Origin of the sequence: Providencia rettgeri (assembly GCF_023205015.1) — a bacterium.
Classification (GTDB): Bacteria; Pseudomonadota; Gammaproteobacteria; order Enterobacterales; family Enterobacteriaceae; genus Providencia; species Providencia rettgeri_E.
Genome location: NZ_CP096258.1, coordinates 4,186,222 through 4,208,394 on the forward strand (window position 1 = coordinate 4,186,222; position 22,173 = coordinate 4,208,394).

General features: G+C 42.8%; 19 protein-coding genes and 4 tRNA genes. 5 read left to right on the top strand and 18 right to left on the bottom strand.

Features of this window, described 5'->3' with window-relative positions:
- Positions 1-41: 41 nt before the first annotated feature.
- Genes yigB through lptM form a run of 5 tightly spaced genes read right to left on the bottom strand, consistent with a single transcriptional unit; the run spans position 42 to position 3,429 of the window.
- Complete coding sequence (gene yigB / locus M0M83_RS19155; RefSeq protein ID WP_248467207.1) at positions 42-758, bottom strand: 5-amino-6-(5-phospho-D-ribitylamino)uracil phosphatase YigB; 717 nt, start codon at positions 756-758, stop codon at positions 42-44.
- The gene (xerC, locus tag M0M83_RS19160; protein ID WP_248467208.1) at positions 758-1,687 is read right to left on the bottom strand and encodes a tyrosine recombinase XerC; all 930 of its coding nucleotides are present in this window, start codon (positions 1,685-1,687) and stop codon (positions 758-760) included. The genes yigB and xerC overlap by 1 nt, the downstream gene beginning before the upstream one ends.
- A complete protein-coding gene (locus M0M83_RS19165; protein WP_125894313.1) occupies positions 1,669-2,373 on the bottom strand; it encodes a DUF484 family protein in 705 nt (234 codons plus the stop codon). Before M0M83_RS19165 ends, xerC begins: the two co-directional genes overlap by 19 nt.
- A 24-nt stretch (positions 2,374-2,397) precedes the next feature.
- Positions 2,398-3,222 (bottom strand): diaminopimelate epimerase, encoded by an 825-nt coding sequence (dapF, locus tag M0M83_RS19170; protein ID WP_248467209.1) that lies wholly within the window; start codon positions 3,220-3,222, stop codon positions 2,398-2,400.
- Between the two features lie 21 nt (positions 3,223-3,243).
- On the bottom strand, positions 3,244-3,429 hold the full coding sequence (gene lptM / locus M0M83_RS19175; protein WP_004906065.1) for an LPS translocon maturation chaperone LptM: 186 nt from the start codon (positions 3,427-3,429) through the stop codon (positions 3,244-3,246).
- Between the two features lie 235 nt (positions 3,430-3,664).
- Between lptM and cyaY the strand changes: the two genes are divergently transcribed.
- Positions 3,665-3,982 carry an iron donor protein CyaY gene (gene cyaY / locus M0M83_RS19180; RefSeq protein ID WP_125894317.1) on the top strand — a complete coding sequence of 106 codons (318 nt, stop codon included), beginning with the start codon at positions 3,665-3,667 and terminating at the stop codon, positions 3,980-3,982.
- 46 nt (positions 3,983-4,028) lie between these two features.
- On the opposite strand, the gene M0M83_RS19185 is transcribed toward cyaY, so the two are convergent.
- A complete protein-coding gene (locus M0M83_RS19185) occupies positions 4,029-6,599 on the bottom strand; it encodes a class I adenylate cyclase (protein ID WP_125894319.1) in 2,571 nt (856 codons plus the stop codon).
- A 592-nt stretch (positions 6,600-7,191) separates the two neighbouring features.
- Between M0M83_RS19185 and hemC the strand changes: the two genes are divergently transcribed.
- From hemC to hemY, 4 genes are read left to right on the top strand one after another with little or no spacing between them, the layout of a single operon-like run.
- A complete protein-coding gene (hemC, locus tag M0M83_RS19190) occupies positions 7,192-8,136 on the top strand; it encodes a hydroxymethylbilane synthase (RefSeq protein WP_248467210.1) in 945 nt (314 codons plus the stop codon).
- The gene (locus tag M0M83_RS19195; RefSeq protein ID WP_125894323.1) at positions 8,133-8,888 is read left to right on the top strand and encodes a uroporphyrinogen-III synthase; all 756 of its coding nucleotides are present in this window, start codon (positions 8,133-8,135) and stop codon (positions 8,886-8,888) included. The genes hemC and M0M83_RS19195 overlap by 4 nt, the downstream gene beginning before the upstream one ends.
- Positions 8,889-8,891: 3 nt before the next feature.
- Entirely contained in the window at positions 8,892-10,160 is a 1,269-nt protein-coding gene (gene hemX / locus M0M83_RS19200; protein WP_248467211.1) for a uroporphyrinogen-III C-methyltransferase, read from the top strand.
- Between the two features lie 2 nt (positions 10,161-10,162).
- Complete coding sequence (gene hemY, locus M0M83_RS19205; RefSeq protein ID WP_125894327.1) at positions 10,163-11,356, top strand: protoheme IX biogenesis protein HemY; 1,194 nt, start codon at positions 10,163-10,165, stop codon at positions 11,354-11,356.
- Positions 11,357-12,717: 1,361 nt separating this feature from the next.
- Here hemY and M0M83_RS19210 read toward each other — a convergent pair.
- From M0M83_RS19210 to rfbA, 12 genes are all read right to left on the bottom strand, one after another.
- Positions 12,718-12,794 (bottom strand) — tRNA-Pro (locus tag M0M83_RS19210).
- A gap of 29 nt (positions 12,795-12,823) precedes the next feature.
- Positions 12,824-12,909: transfer RNA gene (locus tag M0M83_RS19215), tRNA-Leu, on the bottom strand.
- A gap of 15 nt (positions 12,910-12,924) precedes the next feature.
- Positions 12,925-13,000 (bottom strand) — tRNA-His (locus tag M0M83_RS19220).
- 79 nt (positions 13,001-13,079) lie between these two features.
- Positions 13,080-13,156: transfer RNA gene (locus tag M0M83_RS19225), tRNA-Arg, on the bottom strand.
- Between the two features lie 167 nt (positions 13,157-13,323).
- Positions 13,324-14,700, bottom strand: a complete 1,377-nt coding sequence (thrP, locus tag M0M83_RS19230) for a bifunctional threonine/serine APC transporter ThrP (RefSeq protein WP_213913401.1) — start codon at positions 14,698-14,700, stop codon at positions 13,324-13,326.
- A gap of 291 nt (positions 14,701-14,991) precedes the next feature.
- Positions 14,992-15,759, bottom strand: a complete 768-nt coding sequence (gene wecG, locus M0M83_RS19235) for a lipopolysaccharide N-acetylmannosaminouronosyltransferase (RefSeq protein ID WP_125894333.1) — start codon at positions 15,757-15,759, stop codon at positions 14,992-14,994.
- Positions 15,760-15,768: 9 nt separating this feature from the next.
- A complete protein-coding gene (gene wzyE / locus M0M83_RS19240; protein ID WP_125894335.1) occupies positions 15,769-17,124 on the bottom strand; it encodes an ECA oligosaccharide polymerase in 1,356 nt (451 codons plus the stop codon).
- Positions 17,121-18,203 (bottom strand): TDP-N-acetylfucosamine:lipid II N-acetylfucosaminyltransferase, encoded by a 1,083-nt coding sequence (locus tag M0M83_RS19245; protein WP_213913403.1) that lies wholly within the window; start codon positions 18,201-18,203, stop codon positions 17,121-17,123. The genes wzyE and M0M83_RS19245 overlap by 4 nt, the downstream gene beginning before the upstream one ends.
- On the bottom strand, positions 18,200-19,450 hold the full coding sequence (gene wzxE, locus M0M83_RS19250; protein WP_125894339.1) for a lipid III flippase WzxE: 1,251 nt from the start codon (positions 19,448-19,450) through the stop codon (positions 18,200-18,202). Before wzxE ends, M0M83_RS19245 begins: the two co-directional genes overlap by 4 nt.
- Complete coding sequence (rffA, locus tag M0M83_RS19255) at positions 19,450-20,580, bottom strand: dTDP-4-amino-4,6-dideoxygalactose transaminase (protein WP_125894341.1); 1,131 nt, start codon at positions 20,578-20,580, stop codon at positions 19,450-19,452. The genes wzxE and rffA overlap by 1 nt, the downstream gene beginning before the upstream one ends.
- Entirely contained in the window at positions 20,567-21,307 is a 741-nt protein-coding gene (gene rffC / locus M0M83_RS19260) for a dTDP-4-amino-4,6-dideoxy-D-galactose acyltransferase (RefSeq protein ID WP_213913405.1), read from the bottom strand. Before rffC ends, rffA begins: the two co-directional genes overlap by 14 nt.
- Positions 21,285-22,166: a glucose-1-phosphate thymidylyltransferase RfbA gene (gene rfbA, locus M0M83_RS19265; protein WP_125894345.1), complete on the bottom strand. Its 882-nt coding sequence runs from the start codon at positions 22,164-22,166 to the stop codon at positions 21,285-21,287. The genes rffC and rfbA overlap by 23 nt, the downstream gene beginning before the upstream one ends.
- Between the last annotated feature and the right edge of the window lie 7 nt (positions 22,167-22,173).

Here is a 22,173-nt window from a genome sequence, read left to right on the forward strand (position 1 = left end):
TGACAATGGCAAACCCCACTGTCTTTTTATACAGTAAATGATTATACCAATGATAAGAGAGAATCCAACCGCGAAATTTCCACATGCGGTAATAAACGCCCCTCTTTCTCTTCCATCAGTGTTTTTTGATTTGTGTTGATCCAGCAGGCTTGCATACCGCTATTAATTGCACCTTCAACATCCGTTAACAGGTTGTCGCCAACATGAAGAATAAACTGTGGTTCCATCTCAAGCCGCTTCGCCGCTAAGCGATACATATCACAAAATGGTTTTGAGCGTCCGTCGGGCCCTGCTTTCAATACAAATTGAAAATATTGACCTAACCCACATGCTTCAGGCTCTGCATTTCCATTTGTGATCGCCACCAGCGGAACTTTCTCTGCAAGCTGACGCAGTGTTTCATGGGTGGATTGCGGAATATCAATTCTATTTCGCCAATAGGTGAAGTGCGCCATGATGTCATCCGCCCCTTTTTGCGCGGCTTCTTTCGAGTAACCATAATGGCAAAGCATCATTTTGGAAGAAAGCCAACGCCAGCGTGATATATCATGATAAATATCAGGCTCTTGTTCTTCAACAAGGCGCCGAAAAGCATAAAGATCTTCATTATTAAAATGATTAAAGCGCGGATCATATTCACGAACAAAACGTAAAACTTCTTCTTCCGTTTTATCAATAACGGGATGGTTATCGTAAAGCGTGTCATCCAAATCAAACGTGATCGCCAAAATGGGTGATAACGGACGGTAAAAATGCATTAAGGTTTCTCCCTCTTTGCTCTCGGATGAGCCACATCATAAACGTTTGCTAAGTGCTGAAAATCAAGGTGCGTATAGATTTGTGTCGTCGATAAATTTGCATGCCCAAGAAGTTCTTGCACTCCACGTAAATTCCCACTGGATTCAAGGATATGTGTCGCAAAAGAGTGGCGTAATTTATGGGGATTAATGTGGCTATTAACCCCTTGTTTTATTCCCCATTGCTCAAAACGCTTCTGCACGTTCCGATTCGAAATACGTTTACCACTTTGGGTTGAGATAAAAACAGCGTCATCTTCTGGCTCATAGAGTTCTCGCATCTCAAGCCAACGCTGCAGCCAGCTCACTGCGGTTTTCCCCATTGGCACTCTGCGCTCTTTGCTCCCTTTTCCCATCACCCACACTTCACCCGTATTTAAATCAAGATGGCGAACGTCCAGCCCAACGAGCTCAGATAAACGTAACCCCGCACCGTACATTACTTCAAGCATTGTTCGGTCACGTACAACAAGGGGGTCGCCACTATCCATATTCAACAGTTGGGAAACTTCATCCACATCCATATTTTTAGGGAGACGCTTTTTGGATTTTGGAGCATGGATTGCTTTTGCCGGGTTTGCTGGTAGTTCCCCTTGATGTACCATCCAATCAAAAAAACTACGCAACGATGATAACCGCAACGCCATACTTGCTGCTTGCAAGCCAGATTTACGACTTTTCGCGGCAATATTACGCACAATAGTCGCATCTACTTTTTGCCATTCATGGATATTTAATGAAGCTAACATTTCCACGATAACACTGAGTTGACGGCGATAATTAGTGATAGTGACGGGGCTTAGCCGGCGTTCAACTCGCAAATAATGCAGAAAAGCTTCAATTTGGCTCATCAGCCCTTCTGGCTGATTTTTTACAGGCGTTCTATCCATTGGCATAATAACCTCGGTAGAATTTGAGCAACTTTTTCCAGCATGACCGTTCCCATATCATGTTGGTAATGTTCACGATCTCGGCTAGTAAAAATGACCATACCTGATTCACCGTGATGACCAAACAGTGAAATAGCGACTGAGCCCACATTTAATGCTTCGGGTAAAAGTAATTGAATTTCAGGGCCATTTAGCCGACCGAGGTAGTTAAGATTATCGCCAAACCGTTGAATTCTCACAGGTTCAAAGACGCGACGCGAAATAACAAGTTGATGCGCATCCATCGGTGCAGACAAATGCCAGCTATCGCTAAACAAGCGTACTTGGGCACCTGATAAACCTAATTTTTTTGCCCAACGATTTAACGCTAACAGCATTTGTTGTAAACTTTCTGCTGACGACATTTCAATCACCAACACTAATAACTCTTCAAAAAGCTCCGCATTTTCATGGGCTTGCTCAACCATAAAACGAATATCTTGTTCGAGCTCTTTGATTTTCAACCGTTGACGGCTCATCACTAATTCAGGTAATGAAATAGCCTCCCGCACAACATGGGGGATTTTTAGCTGTTCCAACAGTTGAGCATTACGAAGAAAAAAATAGGGGTTTTCCGTTAAGTAGCGCACGACATCGAGCTCATCAATTTGATGAACCAATTCCTGTGCTTTTTTGGTTTTATCCATTTTTCCCTCTTCGGCTATTCAAAATTAGAGTTGAATGACTCCGTCATAAACATGCGTTGTAGGGCCTGTCATATAAAGTGGCGACCCAGGGCCGTCCCACGAAATATCTAATGAGCCCCCCGGCAAATCGACTTTAACCCGTTTCGCCAGTAGCCCTTGAGTAATTCCAACTGCAACAGCCGCACATGCTCCGCTACCACAAGCTTGAGTTTCCCCAGCCCCGCGTTCATAGACACGCAAGCGAATATGGTCAGCACTGATAATTTCCATAAAGCCAATATTGGCACGTTCAGGGAAGCGCTCATGACTTTCTAATGCGGGACCTAAAACTTCGACTTCTGCCGTATGAATACTTTCAACTTGAATGACACAATGCGGGTTCCCCATTGAGACAACCCCACACAACACTGTACGTTCTTGTGCTCGAATAATATAGGTCTTTTCTTCTTTGATAGCGCGAAATGGCACTCTCTGTGGTTCAAAATCAGGTTCGCCCATATTAACGCTGACATCATCATTTTCATTTATGGTTAATGTCATACGGCCGGACTGAGTACTGACCTTAATTTTCTGCTTATTCGTTAAGCCTTTTAGCCTAACAAAACGTGCAAAACAACGGGCTCCATTGCCACATTGTGCAACTTCACTGCCATCCGCATTAAAAATACGATAATGAAAATCAAGGTCAGGGTCATAAGGTGCTTCAACTAATAATAGTTGATCGAACCCAACGCCTGTATGCCTGTCTGCTAATCGACAAATCAATTCAGGCGAAAAATACACATTTTGTGTAACACCATCGACAACCATGAAGTCATTGCCTAAGCCATGCATTTTAGAAAATTGCATTTCACGCTCCATAGAGGCGACTTACTGATTATTTGTGGTTTGAGCAGGCTCTTTGGCAGTACTGTCTTGTGCAGTGGGTTGCACATCAGATGCCTTAGCCGGTGCTGCAGTTTCTTCCGGCGGAAAATACAACGGGCCTTTTAAGCCGCAGCCAGAAAGGGTAAATAAAACAACTAGAGCACTAAGCCCAATTAAACTTTTTTTCATTCTTTTTCGCCCGTAATGCTTACTTTTGACATCTGATATTTTACACAATAACAGGAGTGGCCTTGCAAATCACGCCTGTTTATTCAGCATGCTGATATTATATACTTTAGGCTAAATTTAGTCTGAAATTTTTAGTAGGTATGCTTAGATTGACCCCAATGCCGATCCCCTCCTATAATTTCAATCAATAATAATAGTTTTCATTAAATCATTGTGAGCAAACAGGAAATTAATCGTGAATGACAGCGAATTTCATCAGTTAGCCGAAGCGCTACTGAACAGCATCGAAGAGCATTTAGATAATTATGAAGGTGATGCCGATATTGATTGTGAAATCAATGGTGGCGTGATGACCCTTAGCTTTGAAGATGGCAGTAAAATTATTATCAACAAACAAGAGGCATTCCACCAAATGTGGTTAGCAACGAAGCAAGGTGGATACCATTATGATTATCAACAAGGTCATTGGGTTTGTGACCGTTCAGGACATGAGTTTAAGGCTAAACTAGCCGAGGCAATTGCTTTCCAAAGCCAAGAGCCCTTTTCATTCTAAGCCTTATGAATTTAAACGGTGGGCAGCGTTATACTACTGCCTACCATCAATAATAGTGCGCTTGTGGGTGCTGCGGTTGGCTAGAATGCATTTCATACCCAATGTCATCATCTTCTGCCGTAAATGGCCATGTCCCGCCAGAAAAGGCAACAACTTGGTTTTTACCATCTTGATTAATGATTTGGTAAAATTGAGGTAAATTGAAGTTGATAAAGTTTGCACCGTAGGTAAACCGATCATGGGAAGAAGAATAGAATTTACTCACATCACGGACAAGATCTTCTTTCGATCCTTCACAGTGGGAATAGATTTCAACCCGATTCGCTTCATCTAAAACATAAATATTAAAACTGGTATTATCTGCCGTATTTTCAAAGAAAAACTGTACAATCCCTTCACTTGCATAGCCATCGACAACCGCAGGCAAATGGTTGTCACTCTTCGCCTGAAGTTTAACGGGCCAGCCATGCAACTTGTTATGGGAGATAGCCCCATAGAACTCAACCGCATTCTCAAGTTTTTGTACGGAAACATTCAGGCGCTCAAAGAATAAACCCCATGTCTGCCCCGCGATACGTAATGCCTTAAAACGCCCAGGGTCATTTCGGTTGCTCGATAAACGCAATTCAACACACTCAGAAATTAGCTGTTGTACACGGGTACGAATCAACCCACGTAAGTGCTCACTATAACAAAACACTTCGACCGCTTCAGGAGGTGACGCATCTTGATGCATTTTCCCTAAAATGGTTTTAAGTGCTTCTAACATGCACTGTTCTCCGCTGAAATGTAGCGTTCTTACCTCATTCCACGAATTACGATATAACAAATCAATGCTACCGATCAGACATTGTTGTGATTCGCCAAAACTGAAAATATCCAGTTTTCTAAAATCAACATGAACAACTTGCTCAGAATAGACCTGTGTTGGGTCTTTTTCTAAGTTAACAATGATTGCCAGATGGCGAATTTCACACGGGCTATAAAGCGCTTTTGGCGTTGGAGCGGGTAACCTAATAGGGAAATGGCTTGAAACATCGTGCATTAATTCAAGCAGTTTTCGTTCATCACACTGGGACTTCCCATTATGCATATAAACTTGGGTTGTCTCAGTCAGTAGACCATTAAAATACGCCCACGCCACTAATTTATTTAAATAGCGGTTATATTCAAGAGGTTGATGGCCAATAATGGCATCAATATTTGGCGCTTGGTTATACAGATACCAACCACTCCGGTTAGCGCGCCCCTCAGGCACATAAATAAAGGTGAGATGCGCTTCGCTTAAATCAGGTGAAATTTGGGGGTTAACTAATGTCACCTTACCAGGAAGAGCCTCGAAAGCCGCATATAATTTACGGGTTAATACCCCAATATCTTGTGGGCTTGCACTAACACTTAAATTATTTCTCCGCGCAAAGCGAATAAGGTTACGATAACTTTGCATCATCGTATCAAGTAACTCGTTATGCGCCTCACGGACACGCTCAATTTTCCATTGATTACGTGTATCGAGTATCGACAAACGTGCTTCCCCCCAACCCCATGATTCAACCAACTGAGACAACACATCACGGCGCCAGCCTGAACACGTGTTAGCGTCTTCTTCAGACAGTTTTTCACACACTTTTAGGTAGAAACAACGACGGATAAGGTCAAGACGAGTTAAATCATTAATTTCAGTCAGGTAACGTGTCACACGCTCTAACATTAAGCAGTATGAGTCCAAGCCATAACACACAATTTCGCCAGCATGTAAATGACGCTTAAACTCCATCGCTAATAATTTGCCGTTAGGGTAATCCCATGAATAGGATTCCAACAAAATACTCTTCAATACGGCCTTATAGGGGGAATCGACACTCTTGTACAACTGCCATAGGCTTGCACCGAAATACTCCGCGGCAGAAAGTTCGCTTAACCCGCCTAAATCAAGCCATTCATTAGGCGTTAATACCCCTTGCGCGTATAACCCCATAACATATTCATCGTAATGCTGTTCTTCCTCAACGGGTACCATCGTCCACAATAAACGCTTGCCCGCCATACGCACAGCCGTTCGATAAAATTCATCTAATAGTAGGATGTGTTGCGTTGAACCACAGTTCTCTCCACCGATATGCCCACTGGCATGATGGCGAAAACGATTTTCATCGATTAAAAAAACAGTGACATCAATGCCTAAAGACGCTGCCCACTGTTCAATCAGTGTACATTTTTTTTGTAAGAACCGTTTTTCTTCGTGATCCAACCAAGAGGGGTGACAAACCCACACATCAATATCTGAGCATTGGCTTTGTCCAACAGAAGAGGTACTCCCCATCGAATAAATACCTGTGATGGGTAATTCGCCATTCGTGGCAGTTTCAATAGGTAAAAAGCGTTCAAATTGTTCCAACCACTTCATTTGCTCTGCATCAGGTGAGAAAAAACAGACACCATGAGGCACATTACCTTCAATAAAACCAGGTATCATTGGGTGATGATAATGAAACAAGACAGGCAGCAAGCTATAAACCTTCGAGAAGGCTTCACTCATAGAAGCTGTTGCACGTTCCAACCGTAATTGGTTTATCGCATCCAGTCTTTGTTTTAAGGTTTCAATATAGAGATACAAAGGTTACGCCTGATTGAATGAAAGTAATACAAACCGGAGAATTTCCCAGCACCCAACAGATAGAGATAGATTTAAAATAATTTTCAAATGGATTGTCGGAAACGTGATCAATTTAACACCTTGCATCAAAAGGGTAAAGTAGATCACATAATTTTACGCGCTTATTTTTGATACAAAATGCTTTTCAACATATTGTATAAAAAGACTTTTTATTTTTTAATCTGTAAAATATCCCTTGTTTTTCAATGGAATAATTTCTTTTTACCCAGCAGTCTAGTAAAACAACAAAATAGAATGATATTAAGTACAATACGCACAGCGTCTGTGCTTACACGCTTCAACACGAATTAACAGAAAACACAGAATGTTCCACGCAAAAAATAGCACGATAAGCTAAAGAAAGGACTTAATAACGATTCTAGGTCATCTCATTTTTAATCACTTTCTTGCATCATGGTAGAAAAAGTAAATCGGCGATAAACGATCCGAAGAGGGTTTTTTCACCTAACTGGAAAAAATATCCTTAACATGTTAAAACTAATGCCAATTGTATGGTTAATCTGCGGCATTCTTCGCCAGAGAAAACAGTAAAATGACATCAACAAATATCGTGCGTATTGCTACGCGCAAAAGCCCTCTAGCCCTATGGCAAGCACACTTTGTCAAAGACAAATTAGAGCAACTTCACCCAGGTGTGCTGGTTGAACTCGTGCCTATGGTGACAAAAGGTGACATCATCCTTGATACACCTCTCGCGAAAGTTGGCGGAAAAGGGCTGTTCGTCAAAGAGCTAGAACTTGCTTTATTGGAAGGGCGCGCTGACATTGCCGTTCACTCTATGAAAGATGTCCCTGTTGAATTTCCTGAAGGCTTAGGGTTAGTCACGATTTGTGAACGCGAAGACCCTCGAGATGCCTTTGTCTCAAACCACTACGATAGTCTTGATGCATTACCAGAAGGCAGTATCGTTGGGACATCGAGTTTACGCCGTCAATGCCAATTAAGGGAACTTCGCCCTGACTTAGTCATTCGCGACTTGCGCGGCAATGTGGGAACACGCCTATCAAAATTAGATAACGGTGAATATGACGCTATTATTTTGGCCGTTGCAGGGTTAAAACGTTTGGGATTAGAAACGCGAATTAAAACCGCTCTTGCTCCTGAACAATGCTTACCTGCGGTTGGCCAAGGCGCTGTCGGCATCGAATGCCGTTTAAATGACAGTAAAACCCGCGAGTTACTTGCGAAGCTAAATAATGACGCAACCTCAACTTGTGTCCTTGCGGAACGTGCGATGAATATGCGCCTTGAAGGCGGTTGCCAAGTCCCTATTGGCAGTTATGCTATTTGGCAAGATGACAAAATATGGCTGCGTGCCTTGGTGGGAGCCCCAGACGGCAGTGTTATTATTCGTGGGGAACGGCTCGTTTCTCCAAGCGAAGCTAACCAAGCAGGGGTATCCTTGGCTGAAGAATTACTTGAGCGTGGTGCAAGGGAAATTTTGGCGGATGTCTATCAAGGAAACCCGCCTGCATGAAAGTGCTTGTCACTCGCCCTGAACCTGCAGGTTCAGAGCTGATCACGGCAATCACCGCCAAAGGGGGGGAAGCCTTCTCCTCCCCTTTAATTCGCATTGGACCCGGTGCTGAATTAAATACCCTTATACCTCAACTTGATAGCCTTACTGAAAATGATTTAGTCTTTCTTTTATCTAAAAATGCAGTCGAATATGCAAATTTAACACTTGAACAAATGGCGCGTAGCTGGTCAGATAAGTTATCTTACTATGGAATTGGCCGCTCTACAGGGCAGTATTTTCAACAAGTAACAGGAAAAAGCATAAGTTGGGCTGAACAAGGTGAAACCAGTGAAGTACTACTAACACACCCTGAACTTCAATTTCTCGAAGGGAAAAATGCTCTATTATTACGAGGAAATGGCGGACGAGAGCTTCTCGCATCAACATTAAGGGCCAGGGGCGCAAAAGTCAGCTATTGTGAATGTTATACAAGGCATCCCGTTTACTATGATAGAGCCCTGTTCAATCAGCAATGGTTTCAAACGGGTATTACAGATGTTGTGATCACGAGTGGTCAAATGTTAGCCTTGTTAGACGAATTAATCACTGAAGAATACCAAACTTGGTGGTTTTCCCGCCGCCTACTTGTCGTCAGTGAACGGATTGCAGACCAAGCCCGCAGAGGCGGATGGCAAAAGGTCTGTATAGCTAATAGCGCAGATAATAATGCTTTATTAGAAGCATTAATTTCAATCGATATGGGATGCTAATTTATGACGGAACACGATAAAACAACCGAGACGGTTACCCCAGAAGCTGGCGCAGAGCAACAGCGCCCAAAAACTAAACCTTCTTCGGAACAAAAACGTTCTGGTCTGGTAGGCGGTGTAATTGCTATCGCTATTATCATCGCGATTGGTGGCGGATTATACTATTTCACCCAACAAAGCACTGCCACTTTAGTAAATGAAAACAATGAATTAAAGCAAAGGCTGAGTGATTTAGTCGAACAACAAAACTCCGACAGGCAACGGTTAGACGCATTAGTTGCGGCCAATGCTGAAATAAAAAGCCATTCTCGTGAATATGAAGAGAACCTCAACCGCCGCATGCAAGAGTTGCAAGCACACGTCACAGCATTATCCAGCGCTGATGTGAAAAGTTGGCTATTAGCCCAAGCTGACTTTATGGTCAAAATGGCAGGAAGAAAGCTGTGGAATGACCGTGACCCAGTGACCGCAGCCGTTCTGTTAAAAAGTGCAGACTCAAGTCTGGCAGAAATGAATGACCCGAGCCTACTCGACATTCGTAAATCGATTAACAGTGATATGGCTAAATTAGCCGCAATCAACCAAGTTGACTATGACGGTATTATCTTACGTTTAAACCAGCTAAGTAATGAAGTCGATAATTTACGGTTAGCGGATTTAAACAGTGGCGACGTGAAAACTGAAGATAACGCTGACGTTAGCGATGATATCTCTGATTGGAAACAAAACTTGACTCGTAGCTGGAAAAGTTTCGCCAATGACTTTGTTACAGTTCGAGCTCGTGATGGTTCAGAAGCCCCGCTCCTAGCCCCAAATCAAGATATTTACCTACGTGAAAACATTCGTTCTCAATTATTAATCGCAGCACAAGCGGTACCCCGTTATCAAGAAGCCACTTACAAGCAGTCATTAGAACAAGCTTCGACATGGGTAAGAGCCTATTTTGATACTGAAGCGCCTGAAACTAAAGCTTTCTTATCAACTATTGATGACTTAATCAATCAGCCGATTGACATTGATATGCCTGACACCTTAGAAAGCCAAGAGAAGCTAGAAAAAGTCATGCAAACACGGGTTCGTAGCTTACTCTCTCAGTCGTCAGACAACACAAAAGTTAGCGATGGTGCTGTTGATGCCGCAGCAGATGCGCCTAAAGCGTCAACAGAGGCTGCGCCCGATGCTGATGTTCCTGCCACGGATACGCAAAAAGCAGAGTCAGCTGACAATTCGCACCCTTTTGAATCAGCAGAGCCTGCTGGCAATAGGGGGTAATTATGATAAAAGTCCTGATCCTATTTATAGTACTTATTGCCGGGGTGATCTTAGGCCCATTATTAGCAGGTCACCAAGGTTATGTTTTTATTCGTACTGACAATTATGACATTACGACCAGTGTAACCAGCCTCGTTTTAGGCTTTATCTTGCTCCAATTTGTGCTGTTGTTCCTCGGTTGGTGTTATCGTCGCTTTATTAGTACAACATCGCGTACTCGAGGTTGGGTAAGTGGCCGTAAATACCACAAAGCACATACTCAAACACAAAAAGCGCTATTGAAATTAGCAGAAGGTGATTTCGAACAGGTTGAAAAGTTAATGAGCAAACATGCTGATTTCTCTCAACAACCCGTGATTAACTACCTAATGGCAGCTGAAGCCGCTCAACAACGTGGTGATGAATATCGCACTCACCAGTACTTAGATAGAGCCGCAGAAGCTGCGGGAAGTGATCAACTTCCTGTTGATATCAGCCGTGTCCGTATTCAATTAGCGGAAGGGGAAGTCCACGCTGCTCGTAATGGCATCGATAAACTTCTCGACAAAGCTCCAAGGCACCCTGAAGTCTTACGTCTTGCGGAACAAGCTTACTTACGTTCAGGTGCTTACCAGTCGCTGATTGAATTACTCCCGGTCATGGCCAAAGTGCAATTACACAATGAAGATGAGCTCGATGCATTGAAATTAAAGGCTTACAAAGGGCTGATGAACCAATATATGGCTGAAGGGGGTAGTGATGGACTAAAAGCTTGGTGGAAAGCACAGCCTCGCCGAGTTCGTCATGAAACCGCATTGCAAGCTTTCTTAGCAGAACATTTAATTGAATGTGGTGATATTGCAAGTGCAGAAAAAATAATTATTGATGGCTTAAAACAGCAATATGATGAACGCTTGCTTCTGTTAGTGCCAAAACTTAACAGTGAACGCCCTGAAGTTATCGAAAAAACCCTTTTACATCTGCAAAAACAAAACGGTGCCACCCCGTTACTCAACAGTACATTAGGCGTTTTGTCGCTACAACACGCGCAATGGGACAAAGCAGAAACCTACTTTAAAGCTGCTTTGGCTCAACGTTTTGATGTGCAGGATGCATCATGGTTAGCCGATGCGTTTGACAAACAACATAAACCTAGCGATGCGGCAAAAATTCGCCAAGATGCATTAAACCATTCATTAAAACAAGAACGAAACTAATACGCTTGTTTGGCCTTTTCTAAAAACTCCACTCATTTTAGTGGAGTTTTTTTATTCATAAGCTTAACTGAAATTACATTTACCATCCCAAATAAAAACACAAAAAACAATTTAAATGCATTGCTTTAATCGCATTAAATCATCATAAAAGGAGAATATGAGGTTTATGATTGGCAACATCACAGATCAATAACGCAATGTTTAATCAATAATTTTTATTTAAGGATAAGCAAAACACATTCCGCTATGTTATAAAATAAACACATAGTGTATAAAGCTTTATATACATCTTTGCTTTGAATGAATTAGGGATATCGATATGAATGTAATTAAAACTATTTGGTGCTGGATTATTGCAACCCCAAACCGTTTACAAATATTCTTTGACCTTCTGCTGTTAGTATTATCACCTTTTGTTTTTATTATGATTATTGGTTTTAATACCGAAGATCTTAGTAAAGACATTTTCATTATTACATTCATTATCCTCTGCTATACCTATATTACTCGTTGGTTTAGTAAATGGTTTAGTAAAGGTAGAAGCTAATACCTCTCTTATTCTTAGCCTCTTAGTGATTTTCTAGGGGGCCTAGTGTTTTGTATAGACAAAAAAACACCTGCACAAGGCAGGTGTAAAATACAATCAGGTCTACAGACGGATGGTGCCTCACTCAACGTTTCGCCCGTTCGTTGATGGTAAGAGGATGAGCTCTTGATCATCTAAGTTGGACAATAGGCACCGATAATCGGCTTTGCGTCATCTCTGGGTTTATGAAGCTTCGCTGTCATAAGAAGTGAGATGAGCATCTACATATAGAATAATGCACAATGCATGCCAACTTTTTTTAAATGATATTTTTTAAGCTCACTCTTTTAACTTCTCTCTCATCCCTCCGGTTTTACACATAATTTTTCTTCTTGGAAGTCAGCCTCTCTAACATTAAAGAATGTACGCTCTTGTTGCCCATATCTTGCTGTACTATTTTGTCGCAGTTTAGAGACACCATAAATGAGTTATTTATATTTACTTATAAATCAAAAGGTAATATGTCGCCTTTTGGCGACATCAATATAATAGATTGTATCTATTCTACGACACTAGCGAGATGACCTACTAAATTACAAATAAAAACAAGTAATTAACCATTCCCAGTCACTAATTGAAAAAAAACCTGAATATGCTCTGGGTAATTCTAATTATGGCTAAAACGGCAAATGAAGATATCCCGAAGAACATACATAAGTATGTAACCTGGGTAGCTGAACGCAGCCAACAAAACATGGCTTGAAGAATGAAGAGAATATAAAAGTATAAATATAAAAAGCAAAAAACCCGTCGATTAAGACGGGTTTCTTTAAATTGGTCGGCGAGAGAGGATTCGAACCTCCGACCCACTGGTCCCAAACCAGTTGCGCTACCAAGCTGCGCTACTCGCCGAATTTTTTAGTACTCATTACATTTCTTCGTGGTGCGAAAGGGGGGACTTGAACCCCCACGTCCATAGGACACTAACACCTGAAGCTAGCGCGTCTACCAATTCCGCCACCCTCGCAATATCACAAAAAAATGGGGTGGCTAATGGGACTCGAACCCACGACAACTGGAATCACAATCCAGGGCTCTACCAACTGAGCTATAGCCACCATAACTTCACTTTTTTCAAAGCGTTGCTATATTACTACATACAACGTCATTTTGCCAACCGTAGCGAAGCGCTAAAACTGGTGCGCCCGACAGGATTCGAACCTGAGACCTCTGCCTCCGGAGGGCAGCGCTCTATCCAGCTGAGCTACGGGCGCTTAACGCCGTTGCGGGAGAGGATAGTACGGATTTATCCTCCTGCTGTCTAGTCCTTTTTGAAATAAAAATATCGATTGCTTGCCTTTTATCCATTTCGTCGAGAAAGAGAGCATATTTACTCTCTTTTTCACTGTACCGCTAATAAAAATCAGGCAAAAAACGGCGATTACACTTTTGCCTTACGGTTATTGAACAGACGAATGATAAAATAAAGCAGGGAAACGCCCCCTAAAAAGATAGCGCCCACGATTAAAGATAAGCGAGTATCAGGGTTAATCGCCATTCCAACCAAAACACAGGCTAAAAAGAGCAAGGTTGCATAGTTAACCCATGGAAAAAGAATCGATTTGAAAGGGTGTCCAATGAGTTTTTCTCTGTTTTGTTGGCGAAAACGGATTTGGCTGGTCAATAGCACTAACCAAGGCACCATTCCGGGTAACACACTCGCACTATAGACATACACAAAGACTTTCTCTGGATTAGGTATGATGTAATTCAGGCTTGACCCAGCCACTAAGCAAAGGATAGTAAAGCCCACACAACGTGCCGGTACGCCATTTTTTGTTAATTTCAATAATGAGCGAGGTAACTGTTTATTTTGCGCTAAGGCATACAACATTCGCCCACCGCTATACATCCCACTATTACACCCAGATAACGCTGCAGTTAATACCACAAAATTAATCACAGCAGCGGCTGACACAATTCCCACTTTTGCAAAGGTGAGAACAAATGGGCTACCTTGTGAACCCACTTCAGTCCACGGAAACAGCGTTACAACAATAAAGATAGCGCCCACATAAAAAATTAATATGCGCCATAAAATATTATTGATCGCCTTTCTTAACGTGACTTGCGGATTTTTCGCCTCACCCGCAGTGATCCCAACTAGCTCAACCCCTTGATAAGAGGCCACAACGATACACAAAGCAAATAAGAAGCCTTTCCAGCCCCCGGCAAAGAAACCACCATGTTCGGTAAGGTTCGCAAGCCCAATCGGCTCAAAGTTATTACCTAGACCAAAAAAAATCAGCCCTAAGCCAATTAAAATCATCACCACAATCGTGGTCACTTTGATCATGGCAAACCAGAACTCAAGCTCTCCATACAGCCGTACAGCGGCTAAGTTAGCTAATGCCACTAATACCACTGCGATAATGGCAAAAATCCATTGAGGCACATCAGGGAACCAATATTCCGCATATACACCAATGGCTGTAATCTCAGAAATACCGACGGCCACCCACATAAACCAGTAGCCCCACGCGGTGAGACATCCCCAAAATGGACTCAAATATTTATAACCAAACGAAGCAAAAGAACCCGTTACAGGTTCAAGAAATAGCATTTCCCCCATTGAGCGCATAATGAAGAAAACAAAAATTCCTGCGATGATATAAGCCAGTAAAACAGAAGGGCCCGCCCATTTTAGCGTACTGGCTGATCCCATAAATAACCCAACGCCAATAGTTCCACCGAGCGCAATAAGCTCGATATGGCGTGCTTCTAACCCACGTTGAAGCCCCTGTTGTGGATTTCCCATACATACCCCTGTCAAAATTAGAAATTAAAACTGCAGTTTTAATTGAAGCTCAGTTAATAATAATCACTGCAATTATTCGGAAAGAATCAATTAGTCGATTAAAAAAATGCCATAGCCGCAAGATTGAGCACAAACTGATGCGAACATACTTATTTTTGAGGGATTATAGAAATATTTGAAGGAAGAGACCAGCAATTCGGAACCGTAAGAACGGTAAGTCGGCCTGTTAAGCCCACTTACCGTGAGTGAAACCTAGTGAAAATAACAATAAAAATCAAATCACTAAAAAATTTATAGCTTACCACCGTAATAGTAACCTAAAAATTTCAACAATTTAAACTGACGAGTAATACGGGAAGGTTGAGATAATAAGCGATATAACCATTCCAGCCCTAAGTTTTGCCAAACTTTCGGTGCGCGCTTAACATGCCCTGTAAACACATCATAGGTCCCTCCAACGCCCATATATAAGGCATCTGGGTACACACTTCTGCAATCCCGCATAAAAATTTCTTGTTTCGGGGAGCCCATTGCAACTGTCACAATTTTGGCCCCACTTGCCCGAATACGTTCGAACAAGGCACTTCGATCTTCAGCCGTAAAATAGCCGTTTTGCGAACCTACAATGTTCACATTCCACTGGGAACGTAGCTTGCTTTCTGTTTGTTCTAGGATCTCTGGTTTGCCGCCAACTAAGAAAACAGGCGTCCCTTCTTTACCCGCCCTTTCCATTAACCCTTCCCATAAGTCAGCACCAGCCACACGGGAAACTTCTGCTTGTGGGTATTTACGACGAATAGCACGGACAATACTAATTCCGTCAGCGTATAAATATTCGGCTTGGCCTAATAACGTATTTAAAGCGGTATCTTGTTCAGCGATCATCACTTTTTCTGCATTAATCGCAACAAGTGTTCCCGTTTTCGTTTCCCCACCCGCAAAAAGGTAGTCTAAGAAATGGGCCATATTTTTGAAGCCCCAAATATTATGACCACGAATACGATATTGTGGAACAGATGACTGTGTAACGGATGAAGACTGAGTTGATGACGATTCCATGATACTCCTTTAGCGGCTTTCACGCTGTTGGCTTCTAAAAAAAGAAGCTGTTTTTATGCGAATAAGCCCCGCACTTTCAAATAACCAATACAGTAATTTTGCTAACACCAGACACAGTCCGAATATTAAGCAGAAGAAAACCACCCGTGAGACGAAAGAATCTACGCCTTCACGCGCTAAAACAATAATGTTGAAAATTGCGCCAAAACAAAATGCCTGCATAATGGCAGCTTTATAGCGATTCGGTTCTTTCAGGCTCATGCCATAGATCCAATCAAACCATTTGATGATAAGCCCCACAACGATGGCGCCGAGTGGTATAAAAATCACTCCGCCCATCACTACCAATGAACCAATTAGTGTTGGCGAAATTGCCAGTCCTGAATGGTTGTTGAGTACTTCCCACGTAAAATAATTGGCAGAGTTCAATACCGTATCTGGACGTTCAGGCCAAACCCAAGAAGGAATGAAAACATAAAAGTCACGAATAATTGGCGCTAGGCCTTGAAAATCCATCTCATCGTAATGACTCAGCAGCAATGCTAAGTTTTCCCACGGGGAGAATGTGTCCCGCGTTAAGTACAAGAAAGTGTAATACGCTTCGGCACCGCTAACATCTAGCCCATAGCGTTTTAAGGCTAACCAGAACATCCCTACAATACTGGCGACCCCAGCCGCGGCTAACATCCACAGCGTAATCCAACCTCTGACAATCCCAATAAATAAGAACAGCGCGAAGGCAATAATGATGTTCGCTCTTGTTCCCCCGACGATAACATAGGTTAAGAAACCAAATGCGACGGTACTAACAAGGAAGAAAATCCAGCGTTTCTGTGTTGGCCGCAAGAAATAAACAATCAACATTGCAGGAATGAAGAAATAGAAAAAGCGTTTTAATGCCACGCCAGAAACTTGGCTGGAGAAAATTTGGCTATAGGATTTTAACTTAAACAGCAAAAAACCGTTCTGCATGAAAAAGATACCTACTGTCACAACAGCAATCAGTATCAATAACAGACAGGTTAGATTCGTTTCCACTTTGTTCATGCTAAACAACGCACGTCGTGGTGCATCCGGTTGCCTAGACAGCCGTGTTTTATAGGCGACATAATAAATCGCATAAAAACTGGTTGCCGCTAGCTGCGCATAGAGTAAGTAATCCGCCTTCACAACCGCAACATCAAATTGAAACACTAACGCACAGGTTAATGGGAAACCAAAGTAAAACGTCAATAAATACAGCATTGAAAAGAAAATATTGAAGTTAAACCGAGCACGTAAAAATTCTTTGTATAGCAAAGTACCAATAAAAATAATTGATATCAGGTAGACCAGTGCTAAGCCGCCTAATTCCGTCAGCGTCATGCTCGCTCCTCCAGGGCTCTGAGAACGGTTTTCCAGCCCTCAGTAAAGTTAGGAGCAAAAAATTCAATATGGTGTTTATCTAATAAACTCATTTGGCGCTGAGCTTCGTCCACCAGCGGTATCGTCAGGTTGTCACCATAGAAAAACACAGGGACATTTTGAGCGGTTAAATCCTGCCAGAACGTATTTTGACGGCTGATGACAAACGGAATACCAAATTGGATCAGCAAACAAACCGTCCCCACCCCTTGCTGGCGATTAAAAATAAAATAACCAAGATCACAGGATTTGAGCAGATTAAGGTACTCGCTAAACTCCATGCGCTCTTTCAGAATTTCCACTTGCCCTGAAGTAAATTCACTATTTGCAGCCTGTTCGACTTGTTCAATATAGCCTTGGTTATTTGCAGGATAGCCCATTGGGACAATCACCTTAACCTCATCACCGAATTGCTGTTTAATCGCACTCAGCGCCTCTACATGACGATTAGAACGGTCACCTGAGTTACCCAGCAGAATCGTCAGTTGAGAGCCTTCACGTGCTTTGGGCTCGCTTATTGTCAATGCGGGGTCCATTCGTGTTGGAAAATACAACACGGAGGCAGGCACTTTAGGGTTCGACTGGTGGAAATAGCACAAATCCCCGCGTGTCGCACACACGTGCCCCACTTTTTTCTGCGCTAGGCGACGTAAAATATAGAATAACTTAAATTTCAGTGAGCTAGACTCTTCATAGAGATCAGCTCCCCATATATGCCACCAAAACTGATGGGATTTGATTTGGCCAAATAACAGCGCTAACCAAATAGGCGCATTAAATTGCCCATGAAAGAAAAAACGAGTACGCCGATCTGCCTTGGCGCGTTGTATGACGCTATTAGCAATAGCCTGTTTATTCGCAAAAACATCTATTTTTAGCTGAGGATAAGCGTCAGCAAGCTGCACATCGTCGCTTACGACCATAAAATGCGGTGTTGATGATGGCGCCATCTCTCGGTAGATTACGTCATTAAAAAACGTCAGTACCGTCTGATTGTGGTGTGGGAGGTTCGATCCCAGTACATGTATTAAGGTTGTCATGCTCGCCTACGGTAAATCAAAAATACGCAACAACATAAAGTGAAATAGACAATATAAGTGGCCATATAAGCCTGAGTTGCACCTACTGCGCCATGTTCAGGGATTAGCCAATGGGCAAAGCCCGTTAATAATATAAACTGACTAACTTCAGTGAGGACATAAAAACGCAATGCGGCTTTGGCAATAACCAAGTAACCAAATACGTAAGCCCCCACTTTCAATACATCACCGACCAGTTGCCATGCAAACAGGTCTCTCATCCCTGTAAATTCTGTTGAGAACAGCAACCAAATCGCAAAATCACGTAATAACCAAACCGTAAAACTGACAACCGCTACGGCTGGTAAAACGAATTTCAATGCTTTAACAATCTCTGCTGTGATTTCATTTTTATGCTGCAAACGCGATAACGTCGGCAACAAATACACTGAAAATGTCGCGGTAATAAACTGCAAATAGGCATCTGAAATGGTGGTCACACCGGTCCATAGCCCCACTTCATCCCAACTATAGGTTTGGGCGAGCAGGTTTCGCATCATGATATAAGCGACTGGCAACGTAACTGCGGTTAGCATCGCCATGACGGTGAACTTGCCTAAATTAGTCGCAATTGCTTTGTCCCATGCGGGTTTCAATGATGACAACGCAAATTGCTTACGTTTAATTATCATCCCTGCCGCAGGCAGTACCACGAGTGCTGGCACTAATGCCAATCCTGCGAGTGCGCCTTCATACCCGCCAACTAGATAGCATAAATAATAAGCAACCACGCCAATTATGCTACCCCAAATAATGGCCAATGCATTACCTGAAGCGTCTCGATACCCTTTTAAGATAGCTAAGAAATAGTTGGCGTAACCGATCCCCATTTGGATCAAAGCAACCATTTGAATAACTGAGCTATATTTCACGCTATCAAATAGCGCCTCACTAATGACCGGGCTACACAGTAAAAAGATAATTGCTAATAAGGTCGAAAACCCAAGGATAATCGTCGATGAGGTCCCCAACACTGCACGCAATTTCAGTGGGTCTTGGTGGTGCTCTGCGACATATTTGGTGACACCATTAAAAATCCCTGCGCCCGATAATACTCCGAGTACCGTAATCAATTGGCGGAAATTACCCGCCAGCCCCACACCGCTGGGGCCAAATGAGACTGCAAATAACTTAACGATTAACAGGCCTACCCCGATTTTAATCAGGGTAGACCCAGCAGTCCAAACCGATGCTTTAGCTAATGACATTAGGCAAAGAACGCTTTGATTCGCTCAATGACTGTCTGCTGCTCGTCATCAGTCATGTTGTAGAACATCGGTAAACGCACTAAGCGGTCACTTTCTGATGTCGTATACTTATCTTCGCCATGGAAGCGACCAAACTCGATACCGGCAGGGCTTGTGTGCAATGCAACATAGTGGAATACCGTCAAAATACCATGGGATTTCATATAATCATTGAACTCGGTACGCTCGTCGATATCTTTAAGTTTGATATAGAACATATGGGCATTGTGTTTTAAGCCATCTGGCACCGTCGCTAAGACTAAACGTCCCGCATCAACCAATGGCTGCAACGCTTCATCATAACGTTTCCATAATAGTAAACGGCGATCATTAATTTTGTCGGCTTCTTCTAACTGCGCCCATAAATAAGCGGCTTGTAAATCAGACAATAAGTAGCTTGAGCCGATGTCACGCCATGTGTATTTATCCACTTGGCCGCGGAAAAATTGGCTACGATTCGTCCCTTTTTCACGGATCACTTCGGCACGGCTAATCAAGTCTTTATCATTGATAAGCGTTGCTCCACCTTCACCGCCTGAAGAGTAGTTTTTCGTTTCATGGAAGCTATAACAACCGATGTGGCCGATAGTGCCCAGTGCTTTGCCTTTATAGGTCGACATCACACCTTGTGCCGCGTCTTCAATCACAAATAAATTGTGTTTTTTCGCGATATCCATAATGGTGTCCATCTCACAAGCAACACCTGCATAGTGGACAGGAACGATAGCGCGCGTACGTTCAGTGATTGCGGCTTCAATTTTAGTTTCATCAATATTCATGGTATCAGGGCGGATATCAACGAATACGATTTTTGCGCCACGTAACACGAATGCGTTAGAGGTTGATACAAAAGTAAAACTTGGCATGATGATCTCATCACCCGGCTTGGTATCAATCAGGATCGCCGCCATTTCTAATGAAGCCGTACAAGATGGCGTTAACTGCACTTTCGGGCAATTAAACCGTTTTTCCATCCATTCTTCACAACGTTTCGTGAAGCCACCGTCACCACACAGTTTGCCACTTTCCATGGCTTGTCTCATATACTCTAATTCAGTACCTACAACGGGTGGTTTATTAAATGGAATCATGTTGTCCCCTGTATAACCAATAGGCGGTACTGGCAATTGCTGCACCGCTACGTGAATAAAGATTTAATGCCGCAACATTACTGATTTGCGTGGCCACATTTAACTGTCTTTTTTGGTGTTCCACACACCAATTAAATGCTGCTGACATCAACTTACGCCCCACACCTTGCCCTTTCGCTTCTGGCATTTTCGCGAGTAGGCCAACCCGTGCAGTTTCTGCATCAAGGTGCCGCAAACTCACAAAGCCCAATATCGCACCAGACACATCTTTAACCAGTAAACAAGTGTGGTCAAACGTACCCAGAACTGATTTTTCTATCCACAACGCATAAAACTGCCCGCTATCACCATCACGGTACCAAGGTGCTCTAAAGCGGCTTTTGCTAAAGACAGACTCAGCGGCTTGTCGCAGCGCAGGGATATCACCCACTTGTGCAGCAACAACGTGATCTTCCGCTGTTAAACCCGCTTTTAAATAAGCATTTTCTGTGCCAATAGTCAGCGCGAAATCGATTTCACCTTCAACAAATGAAAACCCCATACCGGCTAAATCGTCAATCAACTGCGTTTCAGACGCAGCGACTTTTGCTTGCACGATATCGTATTCATTTATTTGATAAGCAAGGAGGGTTTCGAGATTATCCCCCGTAAAATTCAACTTTGCCGTTGAACGATGAAAAAATTCGCTCTCCCATGGCAAGCTCTCAATACTGGCGCGGACGGACACGTAATAAATCCTCTAAGTATTGCCCATAACCTGTTTTTTTCAGCTGTTGTGCTGAAAAAGCGACTTGTTCATCTGTCAGCCAGCCGTTACGCCACGCAATTTCTTCCAAACAAGCAACTTTGAAACCTTGACGTTTTTCAACCGTTTGCACAAAGGTACCCGCCTCAATGAGGCTATCGTGAGTGCCTGTATCTAACCAAGCAAAACCACGACCGAGCAATTCAACGTTTAATTCGCCACGTTCTAAGTACATTTGGTTAATCGACGTAATTTCTAACTCGCCACGTTCAGAAGGTTTAACTTGTTTAGCAAATTCAACCACTTGTGAATCATAGAAATACAGCCCTGTCACTGCCCAATTCGATTTAGGTTTAACCGGTTTTTCTTCAATCGACAGTGCTTTAAAATTATCGTCAAATTCCACGACCCCAAAACGCTCAGGATCCATCACTTGGTAACCAAAAACGGTTGCGCCATTGACTCGTTCAGCAACAGATTTCAATTTTGGGCTAAATGAATGACCGAAAAAGATATTGTCGCCCAAGACTAAACAGCAAGAATCACCATTGATGAACTCTTCACCAATGATAAACGCCTGCGCAAGGCCATCTGGTGATGGCTGCTCTGCGTAGCTCAGCTCAATCCCGAACTCGTGGCCATCCCCTAATAAACGCTTAAACATCGGCAAATCGTCAGGGGTAGAGATAATTAAAATCTCACGAACTCCCGCTAGCATCAGAACAGAAAGCGGGTAGTAAATCATCGGCTTATCGTAGATTGGTAATAACTGTTTAGAAATACCACGAGTAATAGGGTGCAAACGCGTCCCCGACCCTCCAGCTAATATAATACCTTTCATACTGTCA

What these genes read in the sequence shown, in the direction of transcription:
- yigB (WP_248467207.1), bottom strand. Translation starts at nt 758, where the DNA reads ATGCATTTTTACCGTCCGTTATCACCCATTTTGGCGATCACGTTTGAT.
- xerC (WP_248467208.1), bottom strand. Translation starts at nt 1,687, where the DNA reads ATGGATAGAACGCCTGTAAAAAATCAGCCAGAAGGGCTGATGAGCCAA.
- M0M83_RS19165 (WP_125894313.1), bottom strand. Translation starts at nt 2,373, where the DNA reads ATGGATAAAACCAAAAAAGCACAGGAATTGGTTCATCAAATTGATGAG.
- dapF (WP_248467209.1), bottom strand. Translation starts at nt 3,222, where the DNA reads ATGCAATTTTCTAAAATGCATGGCTTAGGCAATGACTTCATGGTTGTC.
- lptM (WP_004906065.1), bottom strand. Translation starts at nt 3,429, where the DNA reads ATGAAAAAAAGTTTAATTGGGCTTAGTGCTCTAGTTGTTTTATTTACC.
- hemC (WP_248467210.1), top strand. Translation starts at nt 7,192, where the DNA reads ATGACATCAACAAATATCGTGCGTATTGCTACGCGCAAAAGCCCTCTA.
- M0M83_RS19195 (WP_125894323.1), top strand. Translation starts at nt 8,133, where the DNA reads ATGAAAGTGCTTGTCACTCGCCCTGAACCTGCAGGTTCAGAGCTGATC.
- hemX (WP_248467211.1), top strand. Translation starts at nt 8,892, where the DNA reads ATGACGGAACACGATAAAACAACCGAGACGGTTACCCCAGAAGCTGGC.
- hemY (WP_125894327.1), top strand. Translation starts at nt 10,163, where the DNA reads ATGATAAAAGTCCTGATCCTATTTATAGTACTTATTGCCGGGGTGATC.
- thrP (WP_213913401.1), bottom strand. Translation starts at nt 14,700, where the DNA reads ATGGGAAATCCACAACAGGGGCTTCAACGTGGGTTAGAAGCACGCCAT.
- wecG (WP_125894333.1), bottom strand. Translation starts at nt 15,759, where the DNA reads ATGGAATCGTCATCAACTCAGTCTTCATCCGTTACACAGTCATCTGTT.
- wzyE (WP_125894335.1), bottom strand. Translation starts at nt 17,124, where the DNA reads ATGACGCTGACGGAATTAGGCGGCTTAGCACTGGTCTACCTGATATCA.
- M0M83_RS19245 (WP_213913403.1), bottom strand. Translation starts at nt 18,203, where the DNA reads ATGACAACCTTAATACATGTACTGGGATCGAACCTCCCACACCACAAT.
- wzxE (WP_125894339.1), bottom strand. Translation starts at nt 19,450, where the DNA reads ATGTCATTAGCTAAAGCATCGGTTTGGACTGCTGGGTCTACCCTGATT.
- rffA (WP_125894341.1), bottom strand. Translation starts at nt 20,580, where the DNA reads ATGATTCCATTTAATAAACCACCCGTTGTAGGTACTGAATTAGAGTAT.
- rfbA (WP_125894345.1), bottom strand. Translation starts at nt 22,166, where the DNA reads ATGAAAGGTATTATATTAGCTGGAGGGTCGGGGACGCGTTTGCACCCT.